The sequence below is a fragment of the Paenibacillus sp. HB172176 genome (assembly GCF_011947265.1).
GTDB lineage: Bacteria > Bacillota > Bacilli > Paenibacillales > Paenibacillaceae > Pristimantibacillus.
Map to the genome: position 1 here is coordinate 71,769 of NZ_JAATHD010000028.1, position 9,377 is coordinate 81,145.

General features: G+C 48.4%; 11 protein-coding genes. 1 reads left to right on the top strand and 10 read right to left on the bottom strand.

Features of this window, described 5'->3' with window-relative positions; all coding sequences use genetic code 11:
- Positions 1-54: 54 nt before the first annotated feature.
- The 10 genes from rsmI to HFP08_RS25135 all read right to left on the bottom strand — a co-directional run bounded on the left by rsmI (position 55) and on the right by HFP08_RS25135 (position 7,510).
- Entirely contained in the window at positions 55-951 is an 897-nt protein-coding gene (gene rsmI, locus HFP08_RS25090) for a 16S rRNA (cytidine(1402)-2'-O)-methyltransferase (protein ID WP_168123375.1), read from the bottom strand.
- The gene (locus HFP08_RS25095) at positions 948-1,664 is read right to left on the bottom strand and encodes a tRNA1(Val) (adenine(37)-N6)-methyltransferase (RefSeq protein ID WP_168123391.1); all 717 of its coding nucleotides are present in this window, start codon (positions 1,662-1,664) and stop codon (positions 948-950) included. Before HFP08_RS25095 ends, rsmI begins: the two co-directional genes overlap by 4 nt.
- An 84-nt stretch (positions 1,665-1,748) precedes the next feature.
- A complete protein-coding gene (locus tag HFP08_RS25100; RefSeq protein WP_168123376.1) occupies positions 1,749-2,150 on the bottom strand; it encodes an initiation-control protein YabA in 402 nt (133 codons plus the stop codon).
- Positions 2,151-2,213: 63 nt separating this feature from the next.
- Entirely contained in the window at positions 2,214-3,017 is an 804-nt protein-coding gene (locus HFP08_RS25105) for a PSP1 domain-containing protein (RefSeq protein ID WP_168123377.1), read from the bottom strand.
- A 3-nt stretch (positions 3,018-3,020) separates the two neighbouring features.
- The gene (holB, locus tag HFP08_RS25110; protein ID WP_168123378.1) at positions 3,021-4,007 is read right to left on the bottom strand and encodes a DNA polymerase III subunit delta'; all 987 of its coding nucleotides are present in this window, start codon (positions 4,005-4,007) and stop codon (positions 3,021-3,023) included.
- 16 nt (positions 4,008-4,023) lie between these two features.
- Positions 4,024-4,467, bottom strand: a complete 444-nt coding sequence (locus HFP08_RS25115) for a YaaR family protein (protein ID WP_168123379.1) — start codon at positions 4,465-4,467, stop codon at positions 4,024-4,026.
- Positions 4,468-4,482: 15 nt separating this feature from the next.
- Positions 4,483-4,812, bottom strand: coding sequence for a cyclic-di-AMP receptor (locus tag HFP08_RS25120; protein ID WP_168123380.1), 330 nt, complete (start codon positions 4,810-4,812; stop codon positions 4,483-4,485).
- Between the two features lie 78 nt (positions 4,813-4,890).
- Positions 4,891-5,529: a dTMP kinase gene (tmk, locus tag HFP08_RS25125; protein ID WP_168123381.1), complete on the bottom strand. Its 639-nt coding sequence runs from the start codon at positions 5,527-5,529 to the stop codon at positions 4,891-4,893.
- A gap of 126 nt (positions 5,530-5,655) precedes the next feature.
- Positions 5,656-7,203 (bottom strand): aminotransferase class I/II-fold pyridoxal phosphate-dependent enzyme, encoded by a 1,548-nt coding sequence (locus tag HFP08_RS25130; protein WP_168123382.1) that lies wholly within the window; start codon positions 7,201-7,203, stop codon positions 5,656-5,658.
- A gap of 115 nt (positions 7,204-7,318) precedes the next feature.
- A complete protein-coding gene (locus HFP08_RS25135; protein WP_168123383.1) occupies positions 7,319-7,510 on the bottom strand; it encodes a sigma factor G inhibitor Gin in 192 nt (63 codons plus the stop codon).
- Between the two features lie 225 nt (positions 7,511-7,735).
- On the opposite strand from HFP08_RS25135, the gene HFP08_RS25140 reads away from it, so the two are divergent.
- Positions 7,736-8,269 (top strand): transposase, encoded by a 534-nt coding sequence (locus HFP08_RS25140; RefSeq protein WP_168123384.1) that lies wholly within the window; start codon positions 7,736-7,738, stop codon positions 8,267-8,269.
- The last annotated feature ends 1,108 nt before the right edge of the window (positions 8,270-9,377 follow it).

A 9,377-nucleotide genomic window follows, 5' to 3' on the forward strand; every position in this document is an offset into this window, starting at 1 on the left:
GAACCCGGCCAGGAAGGTCCTTTTTTTCTCTACGATAGCTCCTATCCCCGCCGGCTATTGTTCGTCCACATGAACCGCTTGATAGACTTCTCTCTTCGGCATTCCTCGATCAACTGCCGTCTTCTTGATTGCTTCCTTGCGTTCCATCATCGTTTCGTAGTGTGCGACATGCTCCTTCACGGCAAGATCGGACCACCAGGCACCGTCTGTAGATTTCAGACTAACGGACATTTCATCTATTCCCTCGATAACGATGCAGAACTCACCGAGCGGTGAATGCTCCGTGAACCAAGAGATACATTCCGAGAGCGACCCCCTGATTACTTCTTCATGCTTCTTGGTCAACTCTCTGGCCACAGCCGCTTGCCGCTCCCCTAGCTGTTCCAATGCAGCCGAGAGCGTCTTGAGGAGACGATGAGGCGATTCATACATAATAAGCGTAGCTTGCTCCGATTGAAGCTGCTCGAACCAATCCGTCAACCCCTTCTTGTCTCTTGGAGGAAACCCCGTGAACAGAAATCGGTCCGTCGGCAATCCGGAAATGATTAGACCGCTAAGCGCCGCGTTGGCTCCCGGGACAGCAATTACCGGTATGCCTCTTGCTGCAGCCTCCTTCACCAGGTCTGCTCCGGGATCGGAAATCGCCGGCAGCCCCGCGTCGCTTACAAGAGCGACGGACTGCCCTTCCTCCAGCATGCGAATAAGCTCGGGGCCGCTGGCATGCTTATTATGCTCATGATAGCTCAACAGGCGGGTATGAATATCATAATGCGTCAAGAGCTTCCTCGTCTGCCTGGTATCCTCCGCTGCAATAAGATCCGCTTCCTTCAATATGCGTATAGCCCGGAAGGTCATGTCCTCCAGATTGCCAATCGGAGTGGCTACAAGATACAGCGAGCCTGCTCCTTGGTTTGTTTTTGCCGACTCAGCAAAACTATTCTGTCTAATCATACGATTTGTACCCCCTCGTCATTGTATACCATAATGGGCGGCAGCAGCTTAATATCAGGCTTTCCATCCCGCGTTGCTTCAATTAATACCATATTCGCTTCTGCGTTGCGATTTGGGTGCACAAATTGAATTCTTTTCGGCTCGAGCTTGGCTTTCCGCAGCGTCTCTACAATATCAAGCAAACGCGATGGACGATGAACCATCGACAGTTTGCCGCCCGGACGCAAAATTCTGCGGCATGCTGCAGCCAAATCCTCAAGCGTGCAATGAATCTCATGTCTGGCTATCGCATAATGCTCATTCTCGTTCTGTTCCCCCGCTACGACCGGCATATAGGGCGGATTTACAGTAATGGCATCATAGATCCCATTGCCTGCCGATCTCGCATAGACCCGTAAATCCTCTTCAATGACATGAATTTGCTCCTGCAATCGGTTCATGGCGATGCTTCTTCTAGCCATATCGGCAAGCCTGGGCTGAATCTCGATCGCATCCATCTGAGCATGGGTCCGCTGGGACACCAGAATCGGTATAACGCCATTGCCTGTACATAGATCCGCAATTCTGCCCCTTTTCGGTACAGAAGCAAATCTCGAGAGAAGCACAGCATCCAAGGAAAAGCTGAATACCTCGCGGCTCTGAATAATACAAAGCCCCGTGTCCGTTAACAAATCATCAATTCTTTCACCTGCCAGCAAATCTGCGCCGTTCATTTCTTGCTCCAACACCCGATATTCTCCTTTCAACAAAAAGACCATCCTTAAGCAGCAAGGACGGCCTGTCACTCTAATCATCATTTATTTATTCAAAAAAGACAAGCAGAACAGACAATCGCCTTCCGTTCGAAGATGTCCATAATACACATTGCAGATATGGAAGCCTTCGTGATACAGTCGGGCGAGATTGTCATGCCCTTCTCCTACTGCGGCGATCTGCTCGTCCATCGCTTCCGGATTCTGATCCGCAGAAGCCTCCTCGGCCGCAACACGCCCGCTGGCTTGCGCAGCCAGACCCGCATCGCGCTCCAGAGCCGTCTCTCTCTTAAACACTTGTCGAAGCTGATGATTCTCATTGCTGAGCCGTTTGTTCTCCTCCAGCAATTCCTTCACCCTCTGCTTAAGCGCGCTAAGCTCGGAATGAAACATGCCAACACGATTATCCAATTCATCCATCTGAACAAAAATATCGTTTTTCTCCAAGTCCCCACCCCAGAGCTTCTAGCGTGAGCATTACCTCACCTAATAGGATTACACTCAGGTCGTCTATTTCACGACAACATCGTCAAGCGGCAATTCCTTCGGCTTGCCGGGTATGTCGAACAGTTGAACGTACACGCTCTTCGACGAAGTATTGATGCCTGTTACCTTGCCTTCTCCTAACGAAGTAATCACGATCTTGCCTACCCCCGGCATTTCCTCGCGAACGCTCTCATAGTTATCATGCTCATACTTTAAGCAGCACATCAATCGCCCGCATAAACCGGAAATCTTCGTAGGATTCAGCGATAAATTCTGATCCTTCGCCATCTTGATCGATACCGGATCGAAATCGCCGAGCCATGAAGAGCAGCATAACACGCGTCCGCAAGGACCAATGCCTCCAAGCATCTTGGCTTCATCTCTAACGCCAATTTGCCTTAACTCGATTCTTGTGCGGAACACGCTTGCCAAGTCCTTCACGAGCTCGCGGAAATCTACCCGCCCCTCTGCCGTGAAATAGAATATAATCTTGTTGCGGTCGAATGTAAATTCGACATCCACCAGCTTCATCTTAAGCTGATGGCTCTTGATCTTCTCAAGACAGGTCGCGAACGCATTCTTCGCGGCCGCGCGATTCTCTTCCACAACTTGCGCGTCAACGTCGCTTGCGATTCGAATAACCTTCTTAAGCGGGAGAACAACATCCGATTCACCGACTTGCTTCTGTCCCACCACCACTTTTCCGTACTCGATCCCGCGGGCCGTTTCAACAATAACATGCTGTTCCTTATCCACGAGATGCTGAGCCGGATCAAAGTAATAGATCTTGCCCGCTTTCTTAAAGCGAACACCGATGACATTATACAAGGATTAGCCCTCCTGTAGGTTTACCAATAATTGCTCAAAGGCGAGCTGCGGCGGGACATTCGCCCGCATCCGCTTGCCCGCTTCAAGGATATGCTCCATGCAGGCTACCCAGCCTGCGAAGGAACGATTGTAAGCATGACTGCTTATCCAGTCCAGCTGATCTATGAAAACAAGCTTGTCCCGCCTTCCGGCCAGGACCTGTGTGAAATCTTTAAACCAAAGCGACAATAATGAAAGCAGCATATTGATTTGTTTCGACAGCTCCGTCTTGAAAACTTGCTGCTGGGCAGTGATCATAGCCGCGGTGAATCGCGTTAAGCTCTCCTTGCCTAATTGTATCACTAGGCTTCTGATTTCTGCAAATTCATTCTGCTGGAGAATTTCTCTAGCTCCGCTGAGTCCCGATGAGATCTGAACGGCCGATCTCGCAAGCAGAGGAGACGCTCCTTCTTCCGTCAGCTTCATCAGCATCTGCTCCGGAGACATGGGAAGGAATGGAATCCATTGCGCCCTTGATCTTATTGTTGGCAGCACGGCCTGTCCATTATCCGTAATGAGAATAGCCACAATTGGCGACTGGGGCTCCTCCAGAAACTTGAGCAGACTGTTGGCGGCCTGTATCGTCATCGTCTCGACATGATCAATGATGTAGACCAAGCGTCCGGTCTGAGTGCTGCGATACGAAAGCGACTTCTGCAGTTCACGAATCTGATCAATTTTGATGCTCTGGCCATCAGGCGAGATCGCAATCAGATCCGTTTGATTGCCATGCTCGAATTTCCTGCATTCCCGGCAAACGCCGCACGCATCCCAACCTTCATCCATGCAGAACAGCGCTTTGGCAAATGCATTCGCCACTGCCATTCTGCCCGTCCCGGTTGGGCCGCTGAACAGATATGCGTGGGAGATTCTGCCGCTTTGCAGCGCATGCTTCAATATTTTGATTGCCTTGTGCTGCGTTCCTTGTTGCTCCAATTGTTGAAAGCTCATCTAATCTTTCCTCTGCTTAGAAAAACAGGTTAATCAAGATTCCCCTGATTTCGCCGATTTTGTTCAACAAGTCGATTCTTCCCTGCTCGCTGTCGAGAAGCTCTTCCGCCATGGAAACGAGCGTCTCGTCAACCTCGTCAAGCAGCTTGTAGCGCTTAACACGGCCTCTGCGATCGAACCCGCGAACTTCCTTGAGTCCGACTCCGCGCCTGATGGTATCCTCCAGAAATTGCTTAACCATCTGACGATACAGCTTAAGCTCGCGAACCGTCATCAGCTTGGCAAGCCTGTCGCCTTGCTTCTGAATGTCCTGCAGCTTCTGCTGCAACTGCTCCTGCGTCCTTCTCGCATCCTGTTGGATGAGCGCATCGCCGAATGTTGCCGGCTGAATCGGTCTTGCCCCTGAATCATTGTTTGTTCGGTTCTGGCCGATTGGACGCCAGCTTTGATCAACCCTCATCGCTGTCACACCCTATCAGAAGTGTTCGAATCTCTCTACCGGAATGACAAATACGGCAGCGCCGCCGATTTGCACCTCGACCGGGAAAGGAATGTAAGAATCGGTAGAGCCCCCCATAGGAGACACCGGCGTTACGAGTTGATCGCGCACTTTGCAGTTCGTGCTGATCACCTGGAACACCTCATGAACGCGCTCATCCTCTATCCCGATCATGAACGTCGTATTTCCCGCTCTAAGGAAACCTCCGGTACTTGCAAGCTTCGTTGCGCGGAAGCCTTCGCGCACCAGAGCGTTTGACAATCTGTTGCTGTCTTTATCCTGAATAACCGCTATCACTAATTTCATCTTCATTCCCCCTTGATTACTTTTAGATTTGGTTATAACCCGCTCCGTCCGCCATGCTTCTCTATACTCCTTGGAGCCTCAAAGCATACTTGCCAATCGGCTTTCTACAATCGATGCTGCTTCAGCATAGACCTCATCCGCGTCTTTCTCTGCATTCACTTCTACTATTCTCCCGGGGAAGCGCAGAAGAAGCTGCTTGTAGCCTTCTCGCACCCTCTCATGAAAGGACAGCTTCTCCATATCCAGACGATTAATCTCTCGATCCGCATTTCTTGCGATTCGCGCGAGCCCTGTCTGCGGCGACACATCGAGATACAGCGTAAGATCAGGCATCATCTTCCGAGTTGCAAATTCATTGATCGCCCAGATCTGTTCGTAACCAAGTCCTCTAGCATAGCCCTGATACACGAGACTGCTGTCGACAAAACGATCACAAATAACGATTGAACCTTGTTCCAGAGCCGGTATCACCTTCTCCACAAGATGTTGTCTTCTCGATGCCGCATAAAGAAGCGCTTCCGTCCTCGAATCCATAGCCGTATGCTCACGGTCCAGAATAACGGAACGAATCTTCTCCGCAATGGGGATGCCGCCAGGCTCTCTTGTCGTCACTACGCTTCTGCCCATCCCCTGCATCGTATGCGCGAGGCGTTCAATAAGTGTAGATTTGCCTGAGCCTTCGCCGCCTTCTATCGTTACAAACAATCCTTTATTCAAGCTCCTAATGCCCCTAACTTATAAGATATTCATCTTAAATCTATTGTAGCAAAGGGCTTTCTGGACTACAACGAGCATTTCGGTGCATTCGATTCCATTTCGCGATTTTTTACCAAAAAAATGCTTTTATTTCGAATAAATCGCAATCGTCCGCATCGATTGATCCTGCGCCCCTTGAAATTTTGCGCCAGCCGCGGCTAACTGTTTGATGCTCAAAATGATTTCCGTGGAAATGTATTCATTCTGATAAACAATCGGAATTCCTGGTGGATAAGGAACAAGCATTTCGGCACTCTGCTCTCCTGCGGCTTCTTCTATGGCTATTCTGACGATATTTCTGTTTGCATGTCCAATACGATTGAAGGATACTGGCTCTTCAGCAACCCTTCCACAACCCCGCTCATAGACAAGTTGAATATCGGGGGAGGGCCTCTCCCCTGTCGGAATGCGTTCATCGCTCTTTGTCGACAATTGTTGGTTTATAGACAGAATCGCAAGCTTCAACTTGCCCATTTCCTTCTCGGAGCTATGCAAACCCATCACCAGCACCGCCATTTTCAAATCCGCCATCTCAATCCAGCATCCATGCTGCTCCAATCGTTGTTGAAGTTCGAAGCCGCTCATCCTTTCACTATTATCATAGAGAAGCACTCGCAGCGGATCATATTGCCATGGAATGTCATATTCTTCATTCCGCGCAGCTTCCGCTTTGCATAATTCCGGAGCAATCATCTTTATATATTCGCTCTCCTCACAAATCCATCTATTGAACATATCGACCTCGGCCAGACTTCTTTCAATTAAACGAGGACCCTCCATATCCATAATTGCTCGGGAAATATCCAGGGAAGCGAGTATCGGAAATGACGGGCTTGAGCTTTGTATCATTTGGAGCGAATCACGGATCCGAGCTCTATTCACCCGTTCACCTTGTATATGGAGCATAGCTCCCATTGTGAGCGCCTGCAACGTCTTGTGCGTGGATTGCACCACGGCATCGGCGCCTGCTTGCAGAGCCGATTCTGGAAGCCCTGGATGCCTGCCGTAATGCGCGCCGTGGGCTTCATCAACAATCAGGGGGATATCGTATCGATGTGCAAGCTCCACATACGGGGCTAATTGAACCCCGATGCCGTAATAATTCGGATTGGTCAGGCAGACAGCCTTGGCCTCCGGATACCGTTCCAATGCCTGCTGCAGCGCTGCAAGAGAAGGCACCGTTCCGGTCTTCGCCGCAGGGTCAAGCTCAGGAGACAGGAAAACAGGAGAAGCATGCGATAATTTCAAACCATTGATTATCGATTTATGTACGTTACGCTGTACAATGACAATATCATTCGGTTCGCACAGCGCCAGCAGCAGAGCAAGATTCCCTGACGTGCTTCCGCCAACGAGGAAGAAGGTTTCATCCGAACCGAAGGATTCCGCCGCCAATCGCTGAGCCTCCAGGATAGATGCCTCCGGATGATGCAGATCATCCGTGGCGGACAGCTCCGTCACATCGATTTTCATAATCGACTGGAAATGCTCGCGTATCGCTTCAAATGATGGATCTTCAAGACTCTCCTTGCTTATAGCTTGTCCATAATGATGTCCCGGCACATGAAAGCTGCTCGGTCTGCCGGCAATATGCTGCTTCAACGCTTCGAATAATGGCGCATATAATTTCTTCACTGCGAATTAACCCCTCTTTTGCCTCGATACTTGTATCATATCGGAATAAAGTCAGTAATTATAGTGGTTTGACGGTTTATCAACAAGAAAAAAAGCAGCCTTCCATTAAGCTGCTTCAAGCATTATTTTCTATGAATATTTGCTTCATCTGATGAATGAAAAAAGGATATTTGGCGTCCTTCACATCTGTATGGACCATCTCTATTTCGCAGGATTGACATAAGAATCCCGATACGATACGGATTCCTTCGCCTTCGGCCTTCTGCTCGCCGCAGATCATGCAATGCTGTTCGCGAATATCGTTCATAACAATCCCCGCTTTCCTATATGAAGAATCTATACCTACTATTATGTCATGTATTCTATCGAAATATACTTGTTTCATAATCCATTTCAAATATTTCTATATCGTATGCTCTTTCTGGGCGCATGGTGCCTGACTCCATAAAATTTATTACACCAAACTATCGAGATATAAGCTCCTTATTCCGATAAAAGAAATAGACAAGTTCCATCGGAAGGACGAATAAGAATGAAAAAGCAATCCTTGCAGGAGCAAAAAAATGCCACTATATATCAATATCAGCTAATTCGTCGAACCATAATCAATCTTGAACTCATCTACAGTTACTTGTTCATCGCAGCTATATTCCTCGGCTTTCAATTGTTGGTCTACGGCATGAATGGATTATTCTCATGGCTAATCAGCTTCGCCATTGTTCAAGTTCTGCATATTGTCATTATGCTTCTAACGTTCATTAAAGTCGAAGAGGCGGCAGAGCGCAAGTGGGTTTGGAGAATAACCCCTCCCTGGATTGGATTCAAGCCGGCAAACGATATAACCTTATTCGTATTCCGCCGCGTTCATCGTCAAATGTTCTGGCTCGGGCTATGCGTCATAGGCTTATTGTATCCCTGGATTTCCAGCTCGCTCATGATCAGCATTATTTGCTGGCATCTGTGGTTGCTCTCCCCAAGAATGCTCCTCTCCTTCATCTATCGTAAAGCGCGTAAGGATGGGGTACTTCGTCTCGAGCTTAATGAAGCTAGCTATTACCACCGATAAAAAGAAGCTTGTATGATAACTTGCTAATGACCATAATAGTCGACCAATAAATTGGATTGTTGTGCGGCATACCTAAATGCCGATTCGACAATAAGTTGGATTTTCTCCAGTATATATCTCCATTTGGTGAGAAATCTACGGGTATGCTGGAAATCCTCCAGTACATTTCGTAGATTTTTGTTTTTTCTCGTATCTGCAGCTAATATAATGGAACTTTTCCACTTTATTCGGTTTGGCGAGCTAAAACAGCCAGATATACTGGAGATTTTCCTGTTTATCGCCATATACACATCAAACGTCGTCCGGTCTTCATCGAGGTGATGCCAGAGGGTGAGAGAACGTCGGTCATGATGAATGAAACCTGACAGCGTTCTTCGAATTCAGTAAAGTTACGCTGCCTGTATGCCTGCATGAATGTATGCCTGCCTGCCATTCTGCTGATATTCTAATGGAATTCAGGCTTCGTCCGCGGACTCGCAAGCTAAAAATCCTATCGTTCATTAAGCTTTGTGGAGTGGTATCAAAGTGGGGAAGTCCTATGGAAGATTCATAACGTTAAACGCCTGAATCTCCAGCCCGCGTGAATCTAATGAAGATTGATAGCGTTATTTCATCAAAGTAAGCATGATTGTTGTCCGAAACCACGAAATAAGACGATAGATCTTCATTAGATTGGAATAGGATGCTGATTTTGTGGCCATAACGTTATCCCGTTTCGTTAGCGTTGCGCCTGGCTCCATCCAGAGCTCTTATCGTTGTCTTTATGTGATGTTCGACTGCAGCTTTACAGAGCTAAGCAACTTTGTAAGCATCATCTCGGAAAATCTCCTAAAAAGCCTACCGTAATCTACGGTAGACTCTTTGTGCTTGGCGATGGACATACCGCACCGGTAAAGACTCCACTTCGAAGCTTTACTTCACCGGTCGGCGTCTGAACCTACCTCTAAAGCCGGGCCTGCTTCTCCGTATGGCTTCGATCAAAGGTTCGGACACTCTCCCGTTGGGAGAGGAACGTCGTTAAGCGCAAAAAAGCCTGCTGCAGATAACTGCAACAGGCTTTTCTCGCTTGGCGACGTCCATTCCGCACCGGAATGAATCCGCTTCGTCA

Bases quoted from the DNA above. Each gene is read 5' to 3' on its own strand.
- holB (WP_168123378.1), bottom strand. From the start codon at position 4,007: ATGAGCTTTCAACAATTGGAGCAACAAGGAACGCAGCACAAGGCAATC.
- HFP08_RS25120 (WP_168123380.1), bottom strand. From the start codon at position 4,812: ATGAAATTAGTGATAGCGGTTATTCAGGATAAAGACAGCAACAGATTG.
- rsmI (WP_168123375.1), bottom strand. From the start codon at position 951: ATGATTAGACAGAATAGTTTTGCTGAGTCGGCAAAAACAAACCAAGGA.
- HFP08_RS25140 (WP_168123384.1), top strand. From the start codon at position 7,736: ATGAAAAAGCAATCCTTGCAGGAGCAAAAAAATGCCACTATATATCAA.
- HFP08_RS25095 (WP_168123391.1), bottom strand. From the start codon at position 1,664: ATGAACGGCGCAGATTTGCTGGCAGGTGAAAGAATTGATGATTTGTTA.
- HFP08_RS25115 (WP_168123379.1), bottom strand. From the start codon at position 4,467: ATGAGGGTTGATCAAAGCTGGCGTCCAATCGGCCAGAACCGAACAAAC.
- HFP08_RS25135 (WP_168123383.1), bottom strand. From the start codon at position 7,510: ATGAACGATATTCGCGAACAGCATTGCATGATCTGCGGCGAGCAGAAG.